Raw genomic sequence first — 24,529 nt, 5'->3', positions numbered from 1 at the left:
ATAAATAGATATACTTAAACTATAAAACCCCTCAATTGAGGGGTTTTTTTATATTTCAGACTAATATTAAAAAATTCACTATGCATCTTTTAAAAAACCTGATGCAAAGATTTGAAAAGCATTTAATGCTTCAGGAAGTACCTGTTCAGGATATTCACTAGAGGCCACCCATAATGCAGCGTTCATGGCAGCGCCATTTAAAAGCACTGCTGCCGCTTCAGGATCTACAATTTTAATTCGTTCTGCTGCCAATAGCTGTTCAACGCACTCACGGGTAGACTGCAGACATCTATTTTGACTTGGCCAATGCGCTGGATCGCCCAGCACTGCAGGTCCATCACGTAACACAATACGCTGAAACTCAGGATTCAAAGCATTTTGTATATAGGTCTGCCCTTCAAGTAGTAACCCTTCCCAAAGATCATCAGGCTGCTCTCGATGCTGCTGGGCATATTCTGCCATTTGTGAATCAATTTGATCGACCACTGCAGCAAATAAACCACGCTTATCGCCAAAATGATGGTACAGCGCCCCACGGGTCAACCCTGCTTCTGCCGTGAGCTTATCCATTGAAGTATCTGCATAGCCATATTCAGCAAATGCACGACGTGCTACTTCAATCAGTTTCTTGCGGGTTTCCGCCATCTTTTGTTCACGAACAGACATGTATTTCACCAAGGAATCATCACAAAAAATTTTAATTGACATACGCCTCGTATGTCAATTATGTTTACATACGAGGCGTATGTGAAATCTAAGCGACATTTATTGATTTGATATTTAAATACTGAAGGAGAACAAACCTGATGAGAACTGCAATATTTCCTCAAGACCGTCATGCATTATATGAACAGCATGGTTATTCAGCCGCAATTCAATCGAAAGATTTACTCTTTGTTTCAGGGCAGGTTGGTAGCCTTGAAGATGGCTCGCCTGTCCTGATTTTGAAAAACAGGTAATCCAAGCTTTTAAGAACTTAGCAGAGACACTGAAAGCAGCTGGTTGTACTTTCGATGATATTATTGATGTCACCACCTTTCATACTGATCCTGAACGGCAGTTTGAAAGTATTATGAAAGTTAAAAATCAGATCTTTACACAAAAGCCTTATCCAAACTGGACCGCTGTGGGCGTAACTTGGTTAGCAGGCTTTGATTTTGAGATTAAAGTCATTGCACGTATTCCTCATAATAATTAGTTCAAATTAGCATCCCCTTTAATATTTGATTCACTGGCTGGGCTGAGATTATGGGTTCAGCTTGAATCGCAATTCGGTATAATGGCATATTCCCTTTTTTTATATTTCCCTTATGGCTGAAAAGTTAATTGGCTCCCCTGTTCGTCACTGGTGTGAATTTGAGTTTATTTCCAAAACTGTGAAAAATCCAAATATCCATATTAAAGGGAATTACTCTTACTACTCGGCATATTGGGATCAAGGTTTTGAACGTTGTGTAGTGCGATATCTACATGACAAGCCTTCTACTCCAGACAAGCCAATTGATCAGCTCTATATTGGTAATTTTGTTTGTTTTGGCGCTGAATGCGTGATTATGATGGGTGGTAACCAACTTCATCGGCCAGACTGGATATCGACATTCCCCTTTGATACCCGAAGTTTTTTAGCCGCTGGTGACACTATAATTGCAGATGGCTGCTGGATTGGAAGCCGTGCAATGATTATGCAAGGTGTAAAAATCGGTGAAGGTGCTGTTGTTGCAACTGGAGCTGTGGTCACTAAAGATGTCCCCCCCTATGCAATTGTTGGTGGCGTACCTGCAAAAATTATTAAATACCGTTTTCCTCAAGAGCAAATAGAAAAACTACTTGCTTTAAAAATTTATGATTTAGATGAAAAACAAGTTTTAAAAATGCGGGAATATTTACAAACGGATGATATAGATGCATTAACAGCACATCTTAAAAAATTACAGAGCGAATAAAATATATTTGCAAGAATTTCTTGCTTAAAAACACAAATGATTACGTGCTCGAATTTCAATCGTAAGAAAAGAAGTATAAAGTATTGAATAAATAACCATCATTACAATAAGGAATAAACTCATGTTATATCAACATATTCTTGTACCAATTGACGGTTCTGAAACTTCTATGGTTGCTATGAAAGAAGCAATCAAAATTGGGAAAGCATTAAACAGTAAAATTACGGTTGTACAAGTTATGGCACTTGACCCGATTATTGCTGACCTTTACGTTAAGACGGGGCAAACCAATGAATTGATTGAGCGTACTAGAACATATTTGCTAGATATTTTAGAGCAAGCCAAGCAACAATTTTTGCAAGAAGGTCTTAGTGTAGAAACCAAATTACTTGAAGGTTTTGTTGTTCACGAAGAAATTATTCAAGCTGCACAAGAGCTTAATGCTGATCTGATTGTGATGGGTTCTCATGGCCGCACAGGGGTCCGGAAACTCGTGTTGGGAAGTGTTGCACAAAAAGTTTTAGGGGAAAGCCATATTCCTGTGTTAATTGTTCGCTAAAGTGAGACGCCTGTCTGGCTAAAGTGAACAAGATAGGCTTCTATTTCTTAAAAGGCATAACCTCTTCACGCGATTGCTCAACCGTTATCGTTTTTTTACTTTTGAAAGCTTCCCAAGAATAATTTTTATAATTTAATTGCCATAAATAATATGGTTGCCCCACATCTTTAAATTGAATGTTTAGTATCATCCATGCCTCATCATGACAATGGGGCGATTTTTTATAATCTTGTTCTGAAAAACATGCTCGAATCATTTCTCGTGAAGAAAAAGTAATATCTTTTAGTGCAACTTGATACTTCCCATGAGGTTTGAGCTTAATGAAGTCAGCATTTTCTTCAAAACGCCCTCCTCCTGAGTAACCAGTAAACCATTTATTAACTACTGCGATTGCAAACTCATTTTTATTTAATGGATATAAAGCTGGAAAGATTTGTAATCCATCTGGTGCCAAATCATCGGTGTGAGGCTCTTTATTATTATGTTGATAATCTTTAAAGTCCCATTGATCAACTACTTTATATTGATTATTTTGCTTCTTAACCTGAACAATTTGTGGACTTTCATCTATTAGGTAATAAACCGGATCTTGCGTATTTTTTCCCTTCCACAGGATAGCTTCACCACTGCATTTCTGTCTCAGTTGCTTGCATATCAAATCTATGTCTTGCTGAGAAGCCTTTATATTTGCAAAAGGTTGAGTTGAAATATCCTTTTCAGCATAACTCACCTGTGCCATCAAACTTAAAAGTAATACTGCTCCAATACACCATTTATTATTCTTTTGCATGTGTATTTACTCTCTAACATAAATATTAAGGCTGCCAAGCAAACTGCTTTAAGTCAACTTTACCATTTAACAAATAAACACCTTCAGCTTCCAATTTTAATTGCTGAATATTTTCACCTTTTTCATTAAATTTACTTAGGCTAATTTTTCCTTGAGAATTAATCACACGATACCAAGGAACTTGATGATCAGCTTCAAGATGTTTCAAAACATAGCCGACTAATCTTGCATGTTTTGGTAATCCTGCCATACGAGCCACTTGTCCATAAGTTGCAACTTTTCCATATGGAATCAAAGCGATGACTTCTAAAATTTGTCGATGTAGTTCATACTGAGTTGTCAAAATGGAATCCATAAACGTTGACATTATTCATATCATATAAAAATTTTTGAATAAAATTAAACCTACTCCAAGATGAGCTCAAGGGAAAATCGCATGAAAAAAATATTGCTGTTGATCAGTGGAACTTTACTGTGTGTTTCTTGTACTACTCGTCCCCCTCTACAAAAGCCAGACTTATTAGAGGAGCCTGGTAATAATAGACCTGTAGTCCCTGTAACTTTCGTTTTTACAACAAACAATCCTTCTGCTGCACAATTTGATAACTTTACGCAGATGCGTAAAGAAATCAGCATCCTTAATAAATATTATTTAGATGACCAAGGAAAGAAAATATTTAATTTCAAATTAAACCGTTATATCCCTTACGAAGAGTTCTCAAAGTTACATTGTGATTTGAAACAACAAATTAACCAGCCTTATCCCATTTCTACTGAAACTATTCCTGCCAGTGTAAATACATGTTTTCCTAAGCGTACTGCAAGTAAAGAAGTCATTATTTTTATTTATGATGCCTATTCAACAAAATGGAAATTTAAAGATGTAACAAGTAGAGCGTTTCGTAATAATGGCAAACCTTTTATTTTATTAGATTGGAACCGTCTAAATTATAATATTCAGGCTGGTAGCGTGCATGAAATGGGACATGTGTTTGGTCTAAAACATGTTTGTGCGCCAAAAGCTACAAAACGTACTCCAACCAACATCATGGCAAGCGCCGAATGTAAATTAGGCAGTGGTGGCTTAAGAAATTTAGGATTTACGCCAGTACAACTTCAAACTATTTTATCGACATACAAACAATATCCCTAAAATTTAATTTCAATATATGCCCCTAAGTTATCTTGGGTAGCGATGTAATTTTCAGGGGTCAGTAAAGATGTCATGTAAGTACTCGCCTTTAAGAAATTTTCGGCATTGACTGGATAGGGCTGCCAAAATGTTTTCAAATTATTGGTGTAAATTGGATAAAGGCGAAGTAAGTCTTTTGACAAATCTAACCTTGCTATACAGCCAAATGGCAAAGCATTTTGCTGTTCATATTCACCGTCACTATTAAACACTGCATTGCCTATATTAAAAACAACAGGCTTTTGGTTGATGATCTGGATAGGTTGAATAGTATGAGCACCATGACCAATGATCAGGTCAGCGCCAGCTTGGGTTAGAATCGTAGCAAGCTTATTCTGCTCTTTTGTAATGGGCTTAAAGTCGACACCCCAATGGCAAATAACAATAATTTTATGTTCAGGATGAGTCAGCCTATAGCGACCTATTTGTTCAAGCAAAACACCATTTAAACACGCAACCCCACTCTTATAACCTAAAGCATAAAAATCATAATCGAGATAGGCAGTGTCTCTGTGCCAGTATCCGTTAAAAATAGCATAATGCTTATTTTCAAAAGAGAGCTCAAAGTAATTATGAGCATCTTTTTGGTTTACACCTGCCCCGATATAAGAAATGTTAGCCTGATCCAACTGTTGTAATGTATAGGTCAGCCCACGATCCCCATAGTCTTTTAGATGGTTGTTTGCCAACACCACATGATTAAGGTGAATATTTTTGAATTCTGCTAATGTTTGTTCAGCATCAGCTTTAAGAATAAAAGGCTTTTTATGATCTAAAGGAGATTGGTTTTCTAAAGAAAATACCGCTTCAAAGTTAGCAATATTTAAGTCATGTTCACCTAAAAAAGCTTTTATTTTTTTAAAAGAATAGCCATATCCATACTGTTGCAGAGCATCTATTTGCCCTCTAGCCTTACGTTTTTCAGTGTAGATTTCCCCAAAGTAGGTATCGCCTAAAATATTAATAATGCCACTTGGAGTTGAGCAAACTTTAGGTTTTACATTCTGTGCTTGGAAACAATGATAGTAAGGAATCAAGTGCTCAGCACGATGAATATCATCTAAGAATAAAAAGAAACCTATCGTTTGGTTTTCTTCAAAGAACGTCAGATAAATTTTTCTAAAAGAATTTATAAGATATAAGACTTCTACTACATTCTGTCCCATTAATGGTGTCTGAGGGAGATAAATCTTTCCTTGAAAATTCAGCTCCTTTATAAAGAATAGTTCTTTTATATCATTGGGATAGCTATAAATTTTTCTGATCAATAAAAACAAATGCTTTAGTTGATTTTGGGTAACTTCATTTTTTAAAGTTAAGTTATAGGTAGCGGCTCTTTTAGAGAAAATTAAAGATGCTTGCTCATTTGTACCACAGAGCATCTTACTTAAAGCATCTTTTACATCTGCTGCTTGAGTAAAAATTAAGAACTGCAATAACTCGGTAAATGTATAACTTTCTGATGTTTTTAAACCTAAGTTTTGTTGTCCAATGTGCTTACTCATATTTTGTGGCACAACATAGACATCTTGAGCTTGTACATTTTTTTGCTGAAATTGTTCTAATGCGTAGTCGATTAGAAGTAGTGTTGAAATATCATCGTCAAATTCGAATTGCCATAAAGCTTCATCGAAACTTGTAGTGTCGATATGTGCTAATAGCTTGATCTCAACGGGTTGATATTTCATGGTTCATATCCTTGTAATCTTTAACGTAAGCGATATAACCCGATAAGTTATGCTCTTGGTCATCAATCCGTACTCGGAAACGATCATGGCGAATATAAAAAGCATGTAAAATTTTATCTGGCCGTGCCATATACATCGCCATTTCCGGATAAAAAAATCCTGTCGTTTGAAAATCAGCTCTAAACTCAATTAATTTTTGAAGCTCAGGCATATACGCCTGCTCAAAAAGTGCTGTACGTCCCTGCTCTTTTAAGCGGCTTACCATTTTATAAGCAGCCATTAACATTTCTAGTAAAGTCGCATAAGTCGTTTTTCGATTACGAATAAAAATAAAATGTTTTAAATAATTATTTAAACCAAAAATAAAATATTTATCTTCAGGGCATATTTTAGTGAGTTCATTTGTACAATAACTTAACCAATGGTCATGATATTTTTCATATCTCTTTTCAATAAAATATTCAAACATTAATTTAACAGTTTCTAATAATCTATAATCTTGGTTAATTTGATATAACCTTAATAAAGCTAAAGCAGCTTCACCATCATAATAAATAATTCTGAATTTTTCTTTTAAATCATAATCTGGATAATTTAATACATGAGTTGTTGAGCCATTTGAGTCTATTAATTTTAAAATACCATTTGCAAGTTTCTCTGCATATTTTTGATAATTAGTTTTTTGAGTAATTTCTTGATATTTAGTTAACATTAAAATAGCAGCCGCATTGGCACCTAATTTAATTTCAAACTCCCCTTCTTTACCATCAATCATGAAAGCAGTTTCTGAGTCTTTTTCTTTATAGAAGTTGGTCAGTGCATATTGGATAGCAGCATGTATCTTGGGCCAATATTCTGGCTTGCTCTGCACTTCAAATGTTTCCAGCAACGCATACACCGAGGTACAGTGGCGTACCGTATTGTAGTTACGAATATCTCGATCATAGGCAGAAAAATAGCCATAGATAAATTTGCCATTTTCTTGAATTTGATCATGCAAAAATGCCGAATTTTTTTCAATTAACGACTGAAAATGCTGTTTCTTATTGCTCGAAATCGCCCTAATACCATTCGCATCATAACCACTCGCTAAATTAATGAATTGCCCATTTTCATAAAATGCTGCGTAGGTATCAAAAGTCCAAATGTCTTGTAGCTCTTGTAGTTTAATCTGTGGTTTAGTCGCGTTATATTTTTGCTTAATTGAATAATTCAGATTTGTTTCATCAAAAAAGTTGGGTTTGTCATAGCTCAAACCTCGTATAATTGCCTTTCCATAAATCTCTTGCTCCAGAAAAGCTACTGAACACTTTTCATCAAACCCAATACCTTTACGGTAGTGGTTGTTGTGAAATTGATGATGGACCTGCTGCTCTACTATTTTCCAAGCTTGTTTCGTTAAATTATATGCAACATCAATTTTTATATAATCAACAAGTGACTCATATGCAAACTGGTCATTAATGAAAGCTAATAATTGTATTTTTGCTTGAGAAAAGTTTGTTTTTTTACTATGCCATACGTTACATCTTTGGTCTTTAGGCCCATAAGATATAAATAAAATCGTCTTCTTTTGAAGATCTGAAACATGGGGAGCGATATGTTCTAACCAAAGGTTCAGTTGTCTTTGGAAGTTTAAAAATGCTGTCACTCGAAATCAGTTCCTATCCGTTGTTTGTTGTTCTATAAAGTTTTCAATCCATCATAGCATGAACATGTAAAAAGCTAAGTTAACGTATTGTTTAGACATAAAAAAAGAGCCCGAAGGCTCTTTTTTTATTTGGTTAATTATCTATTAATAGATAATTGAGTTGTTATTTAACAAATCTACTAAACTAGTAATAGGATTTGTTGCATGCTCTTCATTAGTTAAAGTTAGCAAGGTGGTAGGTGAGGAAGCACTACCACTACCATCTCGGTCAACCAACAAGGTGACTTGATTCCCACTAATAGTCACACTGAGATAGTTATTAATAGTAGTTGCTGTTGCACCTGATAATAAAGATGACACATCAATTTTATCGCCTTCAGACATATTAAAATCCAGCCATTGATCAGTACCGTTTCCACCTGTTGGGCTTGAACCATTAAGTACATTGTAAATTAACAAATCAGCGCCATCACCTAATGTGAAGACTTCATTTGTAGATTGACTTACAGCAATGTCGTTCCCTGCTGTGCCCGCATTTGGCGTACCAATCAAAACATTATCAGCATCTACCTTAATTGTTAAAGTTTGCGTGTTTACAGTACCATCCAATGTCTCAATTTTATATGTAAAGACATCATCTTTTCCAAGATCAGCAATTTCACCATTAGCTTGATAACTATAGGTTCCATCTAAATTAACAGTTAAAGTTCCATACGTTCCTACTATTGGTGTTGAATTTACGTCCAAATAAGTGCTAGGCGTAGTCGATCCAGCCGCAACACCAATTTTAAAGACACTTGAATACAATGTATCATTAGAGATTAGGTCACCTGATACAGTTGATGCTGTATATGTTGTACCTGTAATATCTAATTGAATATTATTAATACCAAATGTCTTACCAGTAGTATTCGTCCAGTTAAACAATCCTGAACCATCACCATAAGCAATATTTAAATCATAATCAGCCGATGAAGTTCCTGTATTAGTCACTTTATAATAATATTTTGTACCACTGATGGTTGATGTCCAAGTGGCCAATTGAGTATCTAGTACTGCTCCATCTCTCTCTAGTTCAATAACCACATTATAAGCACTGGTTTGATTTCCTCCTAGACCAAAATTCTGAGTCACATTTGATGGTAATATTGATGTGAAAGAAATATATGCTGTTTGCCCTGCACCTAGGGTAAAACGCCCAGAATCATCTGGAATTGCCGTACTACCTGTCGCAGGAGGTGAAGTAGGTAATGCACCGTTACTTCCAGTTACCTGAATACTATTTAAAGAATCACCGGAACCATTTAATACCTGATCAAATAAAGTAGTAACTGTACCTGCGGAAGCCTTATTATCAGCGGTCAGTTGCGTTACTAATTTATCAGCCTCCTCAAGTCCTATTTTATCCGTCCAATCTAATGTAACCAAACTGGAGTCTAAACGAATATAAATAGTTGCCTGTTTTGAGTGGCCATCATTATCTTGTACGGTATAAGTAAATGCTTCAACCTTACCTAAAGCAGTTGCATTAGCCGTCATTTGATAACTATAAGCACCGGTTGAATCTATAGTTAAAGTACCATACATCCCTTCAATGACTTTAGGAGTACCAGATATTACATTTTCATCTACACCTACTGTAGTTTCTTTAATAGAAACAACTGACAAATCTAAACCTATCGGTGCAGTAGTATCATTAGATAAAACATTACCAGTAATAAGATCTGTATTATTAATGGTTGCTACTACATCATTAGACGATAATACTAAATTACCTAATAAGTTCAGAGATAATAAGTTACTTAAAGCACTCGAAGTTGAAGAATTTGGAGCAAGAATAAACTTATAAACACCAGCATCATCCAAAGAAATAGATTGCGAACCAGACGCGGTAAAAGTTAAAACACTATTATTTAATGTATACGCATTAGCAACAGTATTATAAACCTCATAGCTACCTGTTGATGTTTCTTTGGCAATAATCAAATCAAGACTACCGCCAATATTTCCGCCTAAAATAGCATCAATCAAATTCCCAACTGCACTTATATCTAAACCGGTAGATCCACTTGCTGTTAATGTTAAAGTGATTTGCTCATTTGTACCGACGGTCACACCAGGAGCGGATGTTGCACTCAGATCTAAATCAATTAAATCTCCAAGAACACCAGCATTAGCTAAAGTAAAAATACCACCACTAATATCTGGACGATCTGCTGTAGTAGATAACTCATAGTTAGTTTGATTAGGGTCATCAAGCGCGACAATATTATGCAGACTTGCAATTGTTGGTGTAGATATATTGCCAGCCGCATCCCTTGAGGTAACAACCACTGTGTCCCCTAAAGCTATTGCAGGGTTCAACGTGACTGTATAACTACCATCAGGATTAGCTGTAGTTATACCAAGTAATGTATCTGGAATACCATCGCCATCACTGTCTATACCACCATAGACATTAATAATACTATCAGCTTCCGCAGCTCCGACAAAACCTGTAACGGTGGTTTCATCCAATGAAGAAACTATAGGTGCTTTTGGTGCAATAACATCTGCTACACTTATAGTTAAAACGGCTGTATCTGATTGAATACCGTCTGATAAAGTGTAAGTAAAGTCATCTACCTGACCATTAGAATCTACACTACCATTCAAAACATAACGATAAACACCATCTTTATTGATATATAAAGTGCCATATAAACCTTTAATCACTGCATCTGTACCATCAGTAGGGATATCTACTCCATCTACTTTGGTCACAAGTGCTGCATTACTATTACCACGATCATCTGCTCCAGATCCATTGTCAGCAAAGACATTACCCGCTAATTCTGGTGTAGTGTAATAAGTTTCTGAACCATTGATGGTTACATTGGTAAACTCAAGTACAGTAAGTAGATTATCAACCAAGGCATCAGCAATAAAATCTAAAACAGTATCAACACCTCCCAAGAGACTACCAACTAATGGTATTTGCACAATTGCTGCAACGATATCAGTTACAGCCAAGGTTTCACCAGCAGCATTAGCAGCATTTAACAGTGGTTCTAAAACATTTCTTACTAAAGTTCCTAAAGTTAATACTTGACCATTTAAGGCAGTTTCTACCGCATCTAATACAGCATCCTGATTGTCAGCTCCTAATAAAATACCTTGGTCACCCAGTTCTGCTAATGTTAAGTCGTCTAACAAATCACCAATAGCACTACTATCGTTCTGCACTACAACACGATATTGACCTTCTGGCACGCCTGTCAGATGCACAGCTATTGTTTTGCCATCATCTACAATCCCTAGAACTCCTAAACCTAGCGCATCAGCAATTAAACCTCCATTTGTAGTTGTAGCCGTGGTGTACTGTACCCAATTAGTTCCATCAAAATATTCCACCAATACACTAAAACCAGAAGCAACTGCTATCAAATTGTCTTGGCTTACTTGAATAACAACATCACCTTCATGACCTGTACCAATATCCGCGCTATTTCTAGGAACAGAAAACTCAACATTCATTGAAGTATCACCAATAATAGAGGTATCAAGAACATTAATATCCTGAGCTATTATTGGTGCGTCCCAAATAGTACTTACAAACGGACCTGGATCAAACGTTACATTATCATTAATAGCATCAATGGTATCTAGCGCTACCGCTGTCGCTGTATCCGTCGCAGGGTTGCCGTTCACATCGGTCGCTGTCCCCGTGTAATCCCCAGCCAATGCTGGTGCCGCAATACTGCCACTGATCGTGCCATCTGGCGCAACAGTCACTGCCACCGGATTGCCTGCCGGGTCCAGAATTTCAACTGTCGCACCCGGCTCGGTGCTGCCTGCAATCGTCGCTGTCCCATCGGCATTGATGGTTACCGTGAAGTCAAAGGCCGGTGCTGTCGTATCTACCGCTGTCGCTGTATCCGTCGCAGGGTTGCCGTTCACATCGGTCGCTGTCCCCGTGTAATCCCCAGCCAATGCTGGTGCCGCAATGCTGCCACTGATCGTGCCATCTGGCGCAACAGTCACTGCCACCGGATTGCCTGCCGGGTCCAGAATTTCAACTGTCGCACCCGGCTCGGTGCTGCCTGCAATCGTCGCTGTCCCATCGGCATTGATGGTTACCGTGAAGTCAAAGGCCGGTGCTGTCGTATCTACCGCTGTCGCTGTATCCGTCGCAGGGTTGCCGTTCACATCGGTCGCTGTCCCCGTGTAATCCCCAGCCAATGCTGGTGCCGCAATGCTGCCACTGATCGTGCCATCTGGCGCAACAGTCACTGCCACCGGATTGCCTGCCGGGTCCAGAATTTCAACTGTCGCACCCGGCTCGGTGCTGCCTGCAATCGTCGCTGTCCCATCGGCATTGATGGTTACCGTGAAGTCAAAGGCCGGTGCTGTCGTATCTACCGCTGTCGCTGTATCCGTCGCAGGGTTGCCGTTCACATCGGTCGCTGTCCCCGTGTAATCCCCAGCCAATGCTGGTGCCGCAATACTGCCACTGATCGTGCCATCTGGCGCAACAGTCACTGCCACCGGATTGCCTGCCGGGTCCAGAATTTCAACTGTCGCACCCGGCTCGGTGCTGCCTGCAATCGTCGCTGTCCCATCGGCATTGATGGTTACCGTGAAGTCAAAGGCCGGTGCTGTCGTATCTACCGCTGTCGCTGTATCCGTCGCAGGGTTGCCGTTCACATCGGTCGCTGTCCCCGTGTAATCCCCAGCCAATGCTGGTGCCGCAATACTGCCACTGATCGTGCCATCTGGCGCAACAGTCACTGCCACCGGATTGCCTGCCGGGTCCAGAATTTCAACTGTCGCACCCGGCTCGGTGCTGCCTGCAATCGTCGCTGTCCCATCGGCATTGATGGTTACCGTGAAGTCAAAGGCCGGTGCTGTCGTATCTACCGCTGTCGCTGTATCCGTCGCAGGGTTGCCGTTCACATCGGTCGCTGTCCCCGTGTAATCCCCAGCCAATGCTGGTGCCGCAATGCTGCCACTGATCGTGCCATCTGGCGCAACAGTCACTGCCACCGGATTGCCTGCCGGGTCCAGAATTTCAACTGTCGCACCCGGCTCGGTGCTGCCTGCAATCGTCGCTGTCCCATCGGCATTGATGGTTACCGTGAAGTCAAAGGCCGGTGCTGTCGTATCTACCGCTGTCGCTGTATCCGTCGCAGGGTTGCCGTTCACATCGGTCGTTGTCCCCGTGTAATCCCCAGCCAATGCTGGTGCCGCAATGCTGCCACTGATCGTGCCATCTGGCGCAACAGTCACTGCCACCGGATTGCCTGCCGGGTCCAGAATTTCAACTGTCGCACCCGGCTCGGTGCTGCCTGCAATCGTCGCTGTCCCATCGGCATTGATGGTTACCGTGAAGTCAAAGGCCGGTGCTGTCGTATCTACCGCTGTCGCTGTATCCGTCGCAGGATTGCCGTTCACATCGGTCGCTGTCCCCGTGTAATCCCCAGCCAATGCTGGTGCCGCAATGCTGCCACTGATCGTGCCATCTGGCGCAACAGTCACTGCCACCGGATTGCCTGCCGGGTCCAGAATTTCAACTGTCGCACCCGGCTCGGTGCTGCCTGCAATCGTCGCTGTCCCATCGGCATTGATGGTTACCGTGAAGTCAAAGGCCGGTGCTGTCGTATCTACCGCTGTCGCTGTATCCGTCGCAGGGTTGCCGTTCACATCGGTCGCTGTCCCCGTGTAATCCCCAGCCAATGCTGGTGCCGCAATACTGCCACTGATCGTGCCATCTGGCGCAACAGTCACTGCCACCGGATTGCCTGCCGGGTCCAGAATTTCAACTGTCGCACCCGGCTCGGTGCTGCCTGCAATCGTCGCTGTCCCATCGGCATTGATGGTTACCGTGAAGTCAAAGGCCGGTGCTGTCGTATCTACCGCTGTCGCTGTATCCGTCGCAGGGTTGCCGTTCACATCGGTCGCTGTCCCCGTGTAATCCCCAGCCAATGCTGGTGCCGCAATGCTGCCACTGATCGTGCCATCTGGCGCAACAGTCACTGCCACCGGATTGCCTGCCGGGTCCAGAATTTCAACTGTCGCACCCGGCTCGGTGCTGCCTGCAATCGTCGCTGTCCCATCGGCATTGATGGTTACCGTGAAGTCAAAGGCCGGTGCTGTCGTATCTACCGCTGTCGCTGTATCCGTCGCAGGGTTGCCGTTCACATCGGTCGCTGTCCCCGTGTAATCCCCAGCCAATGCTGGTGCCGCAATGCTGCCACTGATCGTGCCATCTGGCGCAACAGTCACTGCCACCGGATTGCCTGCCGGGTCCAGAATTTCAACTGTCGCACCCGGCTCGGTGCTGCCTGCAATCGTCGCTGTCCCATCGGCATTGATGGTTACCGTGAAGTCAAAGGCCGGTGCTGTCGTATCTACCGCTGTCGCTGTATCCGTCGCAGGGTTGCCGTTCACATCGGTCGCTGTCCCCGTGTAATCCCCAGCCAATGCTGGTGCCGCAATGCTGCCACTGATCGTGCCATCTGGCGCAACAGTCACTGCCACCGGATTGCCTGCCGGGTCCAGAATTTCAACTGTCGCACCCGGCTCGGTGCTGCCTGCAATCGTCGCTGTCCCATCGGCATTGATGGTTACCGTGAAGTCAAAGGCCGGTGCTGTCGTATCTACCGCTGTCGCTGTATCCGTCGCAGGGTTGCCGTTCACATCGGTCGCTGTCCCCGTGTAATCCCCAGCCAATGCTGGTGCCGCAATGCTGCCACTGATCGTGCCATCTGGCGCAACAGTCACTGCCACCGGATTGCCTGCCGGGTCCAGAATTTCAACTGTCGCACCCGGCTCGGTGCTGCCTGCAATCGTCGCTGTCCCATCGGCATTGATGGTTACCGTGAAGTCAAAGGCCGGTGCTGTCGTATCTACCGCTGTCGCTGTATCCGTCGCAGGGTTGCCGTTCACATCGGTCGCTGTCCCCGTGTAATCCCCAGCCAATGCTGGTGCCGCAATGCTGCCACTGATCGTGCCATCTGGCGCAACAGTCACTGCCACCGGATTGCCTGCCGGGTCCAGAATTTCAACTGTCGCACCCGGCTCGGTGCTGCCTGCAATCGTCGCTGTCCCATCGGCATTGATGGTTACCGTGAAGTCAAAGGCCGGTGCTGTCGTATCTACCGCTGTCGCTGTATCCGTCGCAGGGTTGCCGTTCACATCGGTCGCTGTCCCCGTGTAATCCCCAGCCAATGCTGGTGCCGCAATGCTGCCACTGATCGTGCCATCTGGCGCAACAGTCACTGCCACCGGATTGCCTGCCGGGTCCAGAATTTCAACTGTCGCACCCGGCTCGGTGCTGCCTGCAATCGTCGCTGTCCCATCGGCATTGATGGTTACCGTGAAGTCAAAGGCCGGTGCTGTCGTATCTACCGCTGTCGCTGTATCCGTCGCAGGGTTGCCGTTCACATCGGTCGCTGTCCCCGTGTAATCCCCAGCCAATGCTGGTGCCGCAATGCTGCCACTGATCGTGCCATCTGGCGCAACAGTCACTGCCACCGGATTGCCTGCCGGGTCCAGAATTTCAACTGTCGCACCCGGCTCGGTGCTGCCTGCAATCGTCGCTGTCCCATCGGCATTGATGGTTACCGTGAAGTCAAAGGCCGGTGCTGTCGTATCTACCGCTGTCGCTGTATCCGTCGCAGGGTTGCCGTTCACATCGGTCGCTGTCCCCGTGTAATCCCCAGCCAATGCTGGTGCCGCAATGCTGCCACTGATCGTGCCATCTGGCGCAACAGTCACTGCCACCGGATTGCCTGCCGGGTCCAGAATTTCAACTGTCGCACCCGGCTCGGTGCTGCCTGCAATCGTCGCTGTCCCATCGGCATTGATGGTTACCGTGAAGTCAAAGGCCGGTGCTGTCGTATCTACCGCTGTCGCTGTATCCGTCGCAGGGTTGCCGTTCACATCGGTCGCTGTCCCCGTGTAATCCCCAGCCAATGCTGGTGCCGCAATGCTGCCACTGATCGTGCCATCTGGCGCAACAGTCACTGCCACCGGATTGCCTGCCGGGTCCAGAATTTCAACTGTCGCACCCGGCTCGGTGCTGCCTGCAATCGTCGCTGTCCCATCGGCATTGATGGTTACCGTGAAGTCAAAGGCCGGTGCTGTCGTATCTACCGCTGTCGCTGTATCCGTCGCAGGGTTGCCGTTCACATCGGTCGCTGTCCCCGTGTAATCCCCAGCCAATGCTGGTGCCGCAATGCTGCCACTGATCGTGCCATCTGGCGCAACAGTCACTGCCACCGGATTGCCTGCCGGGTCCAGAATTTCAACTGTCGCACCCGGCTCGGTGCTGCCTGCAATCGTCGCTGTCCCATCGGCATTGATGGTTACCGTGAAGTCAAAGGCCGGTGCTGTCGTATCTACCGCTGTCGCTGTATCCGTCGCAGGGTTGCCGTTCACATCGGTCGCTGTCCCCGTGTAATCCCCAGCCAATGCTGGTGCCGCAATGCTGCCACTGATCGTGCCATCTGGCGCAACAGTCACTGCCACCGGATTGCCTGCCGGGTCCAGAATTTCAACTGTCGCACCCGGCTCGGTGCTGCCTGCAATCGTCGCTGTCCCATCGGCATTGATGGTTACCGTGAAGTCAAAGGCCGGTGCTGTCGTATCTACCGCTGTCGCTGTATCCGTCGCAGGGTTGCCGTTCACATCGGTCGCTGTCCCCGTGTAATCCCCAGCCAATGCTGGTGCCGCAATGCTGCCACTGATCGTGCCATCTGGCGCAACAGTCACTGCCACCGGATTGCCTGCCGGGTCCAGAATTTCAACTGTCGCACCCGGCTCGGTGCTGCCTGCAATCGTCGCTGTCCCATCGGCATTGATGGTTACCGTGAAGTCAAAGGCCGGTGCTGTCGTATCTACCGCTGTCGCTGTATCCGTCGCAGGGTTGCCGTTCACATCGGTCGCTGTCCCCGTGTAATCCCCAGCCAATGCTGGTGCCGCAATGCTGCCACTGATCGTGCCATCTGGCGCAACAGTCACTGCCACCGGATTGCCTGCCGGGTCCAGAATTTCAACTGTCGCACCCGGCTCGGTGCTGCCTGCAATCGTCGCTGTCCCATCGGCATTGATGGTTACCGTGAAGTCAAAGGCCGGTGCTGTCGTATCTACCGCTGTCGCTGTATCCGTCGCAGGGTTGCCGTTCACATCGGTCGCTGTCCCCGTGTAATCCCCAGCCAATGCTGGTGCCGCAATGCTGCCACTGATCGTGCCATCTGGCGCAACAGTCACTGCCACCGGATTGCCTGCCGGGTCCAGAATTTCAACTGTCGCACCCGGCTCGGTGCTGCCTGCAATCGTCGCTGTCCCATCGGCATTGATGGTTACCGTGAAGTCAAAGGCCGGTGCTGTCGTATCTACCGCTGTCGCTGTATCCGTCGCAGGGTTGCCGTTCACATCGGTCGCTGTCCCCGTGTAATCCCCAGCCAATGCTGGTGCCGCAATGCTGCCACTGATCGTGCCATCTGGCGCAACAGTCACTGCCACCGGATTGCCTGCCGGGTCCAGAATTTCAACTGTCGCACCCGGCTCGGTGCTGCCTGCAATCGTCGCTGTCCCATCGGCATTGATGGTTACCGTGAAGTCAAAGGCCGGTGCTGTCGTATCTACCGCTGTCGCTGTATCCGTCGCAGGGTTGCCGTTCACATCGGTCGCTGTCCCCGTGTAATCCCCAGCCAATGCTGGTGCCGCAATGCTGCCACTGATCGTGCCATCTGGCGCAACAGTCACTGCCACCGGATTGCCTGCCGGGTCCAGAATTTCAACTGTCGCACCCGGCTCGGTGCTGCCTGCAATCGTCGCTGTCCCATCGGCATTGATGGTTACCGTGAAGTCAAAGGCCGGTGCTGTCGTATCTACCGCTGTCGCTGTATCCGTCGCAGGGTTGCCGTTCACATCGGTCGCTGTCCCCGTGTAATCCCCAGCCAATGCTGGTGCCGCAATGCTGCCACTGATCGTGCCATCTGGCGCAACAGTCACTGCCACCGGATTGCCTGCCGGGTCCAGAATTTCAACTGTCGCACCCGGCTCGGTGCTGCCTGCAATCGTCGCTGTCCCATCGGCATTGATGGTTACCGTGAAGTCAAAGGCCGGTGCTGTCGTATCTACCGCTGTCGCTGTATCCGTCGCAGGGTTGCCGTTCACATCGGTCGCTGTCCCCGTGTAATCCCCAGCCAATGCTGGTGCCGCAATGCTGCCACTGATCGTGCCATCTGGCGCAACAGTCACTGCCACCGGATTGCCTGCCGGGTCCAGAATTTCAACTGTCGCACCCGGCTCGGTGCTGCCTGCAATCGTCGCTGTCCCATCGGCATTGATGGTTACCGTGAAGTCAAAGGCCGGTGCTGTCGTATCTACCGCTGTCGCTGTATCCGTCGCAGGGTTGCCGTTCACATCGGTCGCTGTCCCCGTGTAATCCCCAGCCAATGCTGGTGCCGCAATGCTGCCACTGATCGTGCCATCTGGCGCAACAGTCACTGCCACCGGATTGCCTGCCGGGTCCAGAATTTCAACTGTCGCACCCGGCTCGGTGCTGCCTGCAATCGTCGCTGTCCCATCGGCATTGATGGTTACCGTGAAGTCAAAGGCCGGTGCTGTCGTATCTACCGCTGTCGCTGTATCCGTCGCAGGGTTGCCGTTCACATCGGTCGCTGTCCCCGTGTAATCCCCAGCCAATGCTGGTGCCGCAATGCTGCCACTGATCGTGCCATCTGGCGCAACAGTCACTGCCACCGGATTGCCTGCCGGGTCCAGAATTTCAACTGTCGCACCCGGCTCGGTGCTGCCTGCAATCGTCGCTGTCCCATCGGCATTGATGGTTACCGTGAAGTCAAAGGCCGGTGCTGTCGTATCTACCGCTGTCGCTGTATCCGTCGCAGGGTTGCCGTTCACATCGGTCGCTGTCCCCGTGTAATCCCCAGCCAATGCTGGTGCCGCAATGCTGCCACTGATCGTGCCATCTGGCGCAACAGTCACTGCCACCGGATTGCCTGCCGGGTCCAGAATTTCAACTGTCGCACCCGGCTCGGTGCTGCCTGCAATCGTCGCTGTCCCATCGGCATTGATGGTTACCGTGAAGTCAAAGGCCGGTGCTGTCGTATCTACCGCTGTCGCTGTATCCGTCGCAGGGTTGCCGTTCACATCGGTCGCTGTCCCCGTGTAATCCCCAGCCAATGCTGGTGCCGCAATGCTGCCACTGATCGTGCCATCTGGCGCAACAGTCACTGCCACCGGATTGCCTGCCGGGTCCAGAATTTCAACTGTCGCACCCGGCTCGGTGCTGCCTGCAATCGTCGCTGTCCCATCGGCATTGATGGTTACCGTGAAGTCAAAGGCCGGTGCTGTCGTATCTACCGCTGTCGCTGTATCCGTCGCAGGGTTGCCGTTCACATCGGTCGCTGTCCCCGTGTAATCCCCAGCCAATGCTGGTGCCGCAATGCTGCCACTGATCGTGCCATCTGGCGCAACAGTCACTGCCACCGGATTGCCTGCCGGGTCCAGAATTTCAACTGTCGCACCCGGCTCGGTGCTGCCTGCAATCGTCGCTGTCCCATCGGCATTGATGGTTACCGTGAAGTCAAAGGCCGGTGCTGTCGTATCTACCGCTGTCGCTGTATCCGTCGCAGGGTTGCCGTTCACATCGGTCGCTGTCCCCGTGTAATCCCCAGCCAATGCTGGTGCCGCAATGCTGCCACTGATCGTGCCATCTGGCGCAACAGTCACTGCCACCGGATTGCCTGCCGGGTCCAGAATTTCAACTGTCGCACCCGGCTCGGTGCTGCCTGCAATCGTCGCTGTCCCATCGGCATTGATGGTTACCGTGAAGTCAAAGGCCGGTGCTGTCGTATCTACCGCTGTCGCTGTATCCGTCGCAGGGTTGCCGTTCACATCGGTCGCTGTCCCCGTGTAATCCCCAGCCAATGCTGGTGCCGCAATGCTGCCACTGATCGTGCCATCTGGCGCAACAGTCACTGCCACCGGATTGCCTGCCGGGTCCAGAATTTCAACTGTCGCACCCGGCTCGGTGCTGCCTGCAATCGTCGCTGTCCCATCGGCATTGATGGTTACCGTGAAGTCAAAGGCCGGTGCTGTCGTATCTACCGCTGTCGCTGTATCCGTCGCAGGGTTGCCGTTCACATCGGTCGCTGTCCCCGTGTAATCCCCAGCCAATGCTGGTGCCGCAATACTGCCACTGATCGTGCCATCTGGCGCAACAGTCACTGCCACCGGATTGCCTGCCGGGTCCAGAATTTCAACTGTCGCACCCGGCTCGGTGCTGCCTGCAATCGTCGCTGTCCCATCGGCATTGATGGTTACCGTGAAGTCAAAGGCCGGTGCTGTCGTATCTACCGCTGTCGCTGTATCCGTCGCAGGGTTGCCGTTCACATCGGTCGCTGTCCCCGTGTAATCCCCAGCCAATGCTGGTGCCGCAATGCTGCCACTGATCGTGCCATCTGGCGCAACAGTCACTGCCACCGGATTGCCTGCCGGGTCCAGAATTTCAACTGTCGCACCCGGCTCGGTGCTGCCTGCAATCGTCGCTGTCCCATCGGCATTGATGGTTACCGTGAAGTCAAAGGCCGGTGCTGTCGTATCTACCGCTGTCGCTGTATCCGTCGCAGGGTTGCCGTTCACATCGGTCGCTGTCCCCGTGTAATCCCCAGCCAATGCTGGTGCCGCAATACTGCCACTGATCGTGCCATCTGGCGCAACAGTTACTGCCACCGGATTGCCTGCCGGGTCCAGAATTTCAACTGTCGCACCCGGCTCGGTGCTGCCTGCAATCGTCGCTGTCCCATCGGCATTGATGGTTACCGTGAAGTCAAAGGCCGGTGCTGTCGTATCTACCGCTGTCGCTGTATCCGTCGCAGGGTTGCCGTTCACATCGGTCGCTGTCCCCGTGTAATCCCCAGCCAATGCTGGTGCCGCAATGCTGCCACTGATCGTGCCATCTGGCGCAACAGTCACTGCCACCGGATTGCCTGCCGGGTCCAGAATTTCAACTGTCGCACCCGGCTCGGTGCTGCCTGCAATCGTCGCTGTCCCATCGGCATTGATGGTTACCGTGAAGTCAAAGGCCGGTGCTGTCGTATCTACCGCTGTCGCTGTATCCGTCGCAGGGTTGCCGTTCACATCGGTCGCTGTCCCCGTGTAATCCCCAGCCAATGCTGGTGCCGCAATACTGCCACTGATCGTGCCATCTGGCGCAACAGTTACTGCCACCGGATTGCCTGCCGGGTCCAGAATTTCAACTGTCGCACCCGGCTCGGTGCTGCCTGCAATCGTCGCTGTCCCATCGGCATTGATGGTTACCGTGAAGTCAAAGGCCGGTGCTGTCGTATCTACCGCTGTCGCTGTATCCGTCGCAGGGTTGCCGTTCACATCGGTCGCTGTCCCCGTGTAATCCCCAGCCAATGCTGGTGCCGCAATGCTGCCACTGATCGTGCCATCTGGCGCAACAGTCACTGCCACCGGATTGCCTGCCGGGTCCAGAATTTCAACTGTCGCACCCGGCTCGGTGCTGCCTGCAATCGTCGCTGTCCCATCGGCATTGATGGTTACCGTGAAGTCAAAGGCCGGTGCTGTCGTATCTACCGCTGTCGCTGTATCCGTCGCAGGGTTGCCGTTCACATCGGTCGCTGTCCCCGTGTAATCCCCAGCCAATGCTGGTGCCGCAATGCTGCCACTGATCGTGCCATCTGGCGCAACAGTCACTGCCACCGGATTGCCTGCCGGGTCCAGAATTTCAACTGTCGCACCCGGCTCGGTGCTGCCTGCAATCGTCGCTGTCCCATCGGCATTGATGGTTACCGTGAAGTCAAAGGCCGGTGCCAATGTATCGACCGTAAAGCTCTCTGTTGCGGTCAGGTTGGCATTGCCTGCCACGTCCGTAACAATACCTGCCGGAACATTCACAACCACATCGCCTTCAAAGTCCGCAGCCGGTACCAGTGTACCGCTGAAGCTGCCATCGCCGTTGTCTAACAGGTCAGTCAATGTACCGTTGGCAATGTCCAGCAATCCCTCAAGTGCATCTGCCGTAAGCGGACTGCCATCAACCGCATTGACTGCTTCACCAAAGTCAATCGTGATTGCATTCGTTACAGGATCAATCGTAATCACTGGTGCCGGCGCTAATGTATCTACAGTAACTGTTAATGCAGGACTCGGTGCACTTTCATTACCAGCCGCATCAGTCAGCGTATAAGTTAGTTGATGTGAACCATCTGCCAACGGAGTGGTAGGCGTCAGTGTACCTGTTACAGGATCATAGCTTGCAGGGACCTTCACTCCATCTACATACAGTGCAGGGGTCTCACCCGCACCCGGTGCAGAAATCACCACACCTGGTGTCGTGTCATCTGTACTGCTTCCTGACCCCTTGATCCCTTGATCAGCGCCAACATTGTCCAGATAGCCACTCGGCACTGCAGGTGTAGCCGGCGCTAATGTATCTACAGTAACTGTTAATGCAGGACTCGGTGCACTTTCATTACCAGCCGCATCAGTCAGCGTATAAGTTAGTTGATGTGAACCATCTGCCAACGGAGTGGTAGGCGTCAGTGTACCTGTTACAGGATCATAGCTTGCAGGGACCTTCACTCCATCTACATACAGTGCAGGGGTCTCACCCGCACCCGGTGCAGAAATCACCACACCTGGTGTCGTGTCATCTGTACTGCTTCCTGACCCCTTGATCCCTTGATCAGCGCCAACATTGTCCAGATAGCCACTCGGCACTGCAGGTGTAGCCGGCGCTAATGTATCTACAGTAACTGTTAATGCAGGACTCGGTGCACTTTCATTACCAGCCGCATCAGTCAGCGTATAAGTTAGTTGATGTGAACCATCTGCCAACGGAGTGGTAGGCGTCAGTGTACCTGTTACAGGATCATAGCTTGCAGGGACCTTCACTCCATCTACATACAGTGCAGGGGTCTCACCCGCACCCGGTGCAGAAATCACCACACCTGGTGTCGTGTCATCTGTACTGCTTCCTGACCCCTTGATCCCTTGATCAGCGCCAACATTGTCCAGATAGCCACTCGGCACTGCAGGTGTAGCCGGCGCTAATGTATCTACAGTAACTGTTAATGCAGGACTCGGTGCACTTTCATTACCAGCCGCATCAGTCAGCGTATAAGTTAGTTGATGTGAACCATCTGCCAACGGAGTGGTAGGCGTCAGTGTACCTGTTACAGGATCATAGCTTGCAGGGACCTTCACTCCATCTACATACAGTGCAGGAGTCTCACCCGCACCCGGTGCAGAAATCACCACACCTGGTGTCGTGTCATCTGTACTGCTTCCTGACCCCTTGATCCCTTGATCAGCGCCAACATTGTCCAGATAGCCACTCGGCACTGCAGGTGTAGCCGGCGCTAATGTATCTACAGTAACTGTTAATGCAGGACTCGGTGCACTTTCATTACCAGCCGCATCAGTCAGCGTATAAGTTAGTTGATGTGAACCATCTGCCAACGGAGTGGTAGGCGTCAGTGTACCTGTTACAGGATCATAGCTTGCAGGGACCTTCACTCCATCTACATACAGTGCAGGGGTCTCACCCGCACCCGGTGCAGAAATCACCACACCTGGTGTCGTGTCATCTGTACTGCTTCCTGACCCCTTGATCCCTTGATCAGCGCCAACATTGTCCAGATAGCCACTCGGCACTGCAGGTGTAGCCGGCGCTAATGTATCTACAGTAACTGTTAATGCAGGACTCGGTGCACTTTCATTACCAGCCGCATCAGTCAGCGTATAAGTTAGTTGATGTGAACCATCTGCCAACGGAGTGGTAGGCGTCAGTGTACCTGTTACAGGATCATAGCTTGCAGGGACCTTCACTCCATCTACATACAGTGCAGGGGTCTCACCCGCACCCGGTGCAGAAATCACCACACCTGGTGTCGTGTCATCTGTACTGCTTCCTGACCCCTTGATCCCTTGATCAGCGCCAACATTGTCCAGATAGCCACTCGGCACTGCAGGTGTAGCCGGCGGTGTATTATCTATTGGTGTTGAGTCATCATCATTATCACTATTCGATGCTGCAGCGATAATACCGCCCGCAACTAAAGGAATAGCTGCCCACAACCATGGGTTTACACCTGCATCGTGATAAAGTAATGGTTCAATTGAAGAAATAGGCTGGTAAATAACGTCAGATACCAACTCTTGTGGTGCTTCTGCCGGTAAAGCAGCAGGTAAATCCTCAGCTACCAGAGCTTGTGGTTCAACATCACTGTCTGCGTCAGCGTCCGCATCGGCGTCCGCATCATTTTCAGCATCTTTGAATTTTGCCCAAATCAACTGTCCATTTTCATCTTGAAAAACAAGACTGTTATCTTTAGGCTCAGCTGTTCCACTAAAGAAGCCTTCAATAACAATAGTCTCGCCATTTTTCAGGCGAATGACTGCATTGGTACCCTCCCTATTCACTACCAATACATCACTGGCAGCCACTTTTACCAATACGACCGACGCTTCTGAAAGCTTTGCAGAAGTTCCCTTGATTGTTGACAAGGTATCGTGACTATCCTTGGCAATAATTTGTATTTCAGGCATATCTGTATTCCTTTTATATTATTGATTTAAATGATTTTATGTATAATTCTTTTTACTTAATCTTTCTAAGTTTTTGACCTACAACTTAAAAACATTAAGTAATGTGATCATTTTTA

At 47.5% G+C, this 24,529-nt stretch carries 7 protein-coding genes and 3 pseudogenes; 4 read left to right on the top strand and 6 right to left on the bottom strand.

All coding sequences use genetic code 11. The features are described 5' to 3' along the window. Nucleotides 1-14 precede the first annotated feature (14 nt). Nucleotides 15-666: pseudogene (locus AC52J8_RS04245) on the bottom strand (TetR/AcrR family transcriptional regulator). 140 nt (nt 667-806) lie between these two features. Here AC52J8_RS04245 and AC52J8_RS04240 point away from each other — a divergent pair. The 3 genes and pseudogenes from AC52J8_RS04240 (at nt 807) to AC52J8_RS04230 (ending at nt 2,502) form a co-directional block, all read left to right on the top strand. After that, nucleotides 807-1,198, top strand: a pseudogene (locus AC52J8_RS04240) (RidA family protein). A 112-nt stretch (nt 1,199-1,310) separates the two neighbouring features. Continuing rightward, entirely contained in the window at nt 1,311-1,943 is a 633-nt protein-coding gene (locus AC52J8_RS04235; protein ID WP_000818514.1) for a CatB-related O-acetyltransferase, read from the top strand. A 121-nt stretch (nt 1,944-2,064) separates the two neighbouring features. Continuing rightward, a complete protein-coding gene (locus AC52J8_RS04230) occupies nt 2,065-2,502 on the top strand; it encodes a universal stress protein (protein WP_000966781.1) in 438 nt (145 codons plus the stop codon). A 40-nt stretch (nt 2,503-2,542) separates the two neighbouring features. Here AC52J8_RS04230 and AC52J8_RS04225 read toward each other — a convergent pair whose 3' ends face one another. Further along, on the bottom strand, nt 2,543-3,292 hold the full coding sequence (locus AC52J8_RS04225) for a hypothetical protein (protein ID WP_086399708.1): 750 nt from the start codon (nt 3,290-3,292) through the stop codon (nt 2,543-2,545). A gap of 25 nt (nt 3,293-3,317) precedes the next feature. Beyond that, the gene (locus AC52J8_RS04220) at nt 3,318-3,647 is read right to left on the bottom strand and encodes an MGMT family protein (protein ID WP_086399707.1); all 330 of its coding nucleotides are present in this window, start codon (nt 3,645-3,647) and stop codon (nt 3,318-3,320) included. An 81-nt stretch (nt 3,648-3,728) separates the two neighbouring features. Between AC52J8_RS04220 and AC52J8_RS04215 the strand changes: the two genes are divergently transcribed. Further along, on the top strand, nt 3,729-4,445 hold the full coding sequence (locus AC52J8_RS04215) for a zinc metalloprotease (RefSeq protein ID WP_086399706.1): 717 nt from the start codon (nt 3,729-3,731) through the stop codon (nt 4,443-4,445). Here AC52J8_RS04215 and AC52J8_RS04210 read toward each other — a convergent pair. From AC52J8_RS04210 to AC52J8_RS04200, 3 genes and pseudogenes are all read right to left on the bottom strand, one after another. After that, nucleotides 4,442-6,172 (bottom strand): CapA family protein, encoded by a 1,731-nt coding sequence (locus tag AC52J8_RS04210; RefSeq protein ID WP_086399705.1) that lies wholly within the window; start codon nt 6,170-6,172, stop codon nt 4,442-4,444. The two genes, AC52J8_RS04215 and AC52J8_RS04210, sit on opposite strands and share 4 nt — an antisense overlap. Next, nucleotides 6,169-7,823, bottom strand: a pseudogene (locus AC52J8_RS04205) (glycoside hydrolase family protein). The gene AC52J8_RS04210 and the pseudogene AC52J8_RS04205 overlap by 4 nt, the downstream one beginning before the upstream one ends. A 144-nt stretch (nt 7,824-7,967) precedes the next feature. Next, nucleotides 7,968-24,413: an Ig-like domain-containing protein gene (locus AC52J8_RS04200; protein ID WP_496538879.1), complete on the bottom strand. Its 16,446-nt coding sequence runs from the start codon at nt 24,411-24,413 to the stop codon at nt 7,968-7,970. Nucleotides 24,414-24,529 lie beyond the last annotated feature (116 nt).

The sequence above is a fragment of the Acinetobacter sp. S-1 genome (genome assembly GCF_059579785.1).
Note: the sequence above shows the minus strand (reverse complement) of the source record. Positions and strands in the feature narration are given on the sequence as shown.

Excerpts from the sequence above, each read along its gene's own strand:
- AC52J8_RS04210 (WP_086399705.1), bottom strand. The coding sequence starts at position 6,172 with ATGAAATATCAACCCGTTGAGATCAAGCTATTAGCACATATCGACACT.
- AC52J8_RS04225 (WP_086399708.1), bottom strand. The coding sequence starts at position 3,292 with ATGCAAAAGAATAATAAATGGTGTATTGGAGCAGTATTACTTTTAAGT.
- AC52J8_RS04220 (WP_086399707.1), bottom strand. The coding sequence starts at position 3,647 with ATGGATTCCATTTTGACAACTCAGTATGAACTACATCGACAAATTTTA.
- AC52J8_RS04200 (WP_496538879.1), bottom strand. The coding sequence starts at position 24,413 with ATGCCTGAAATACAAATTATTGCCAAGGATAGTCACGATACCTTGTCA.
- AC52J8_RS04235 (WP_000818514.1), top strand. The coding sequence starts at position 1,311 with ATGGCTGAAAAGTTAATTGGCTCCCCTGTTCGTCACTGGTGTGAATTT.
- AC52J8_RS04215 (WP_086399706.1), top strand. The coding sequence starts at position 3,729 with ATGAAAAAAATATTGCTGTTGATCAGTGGAACTTTACTGTGTGTTTCT.
- AC52J8_RS04230 (WP_000966781.1), top strand. The coding sequence starts at position 2,065 with ATGTTATATCAACATATTCTTGTACCAATTGACGGTTCTGAAACTTCT.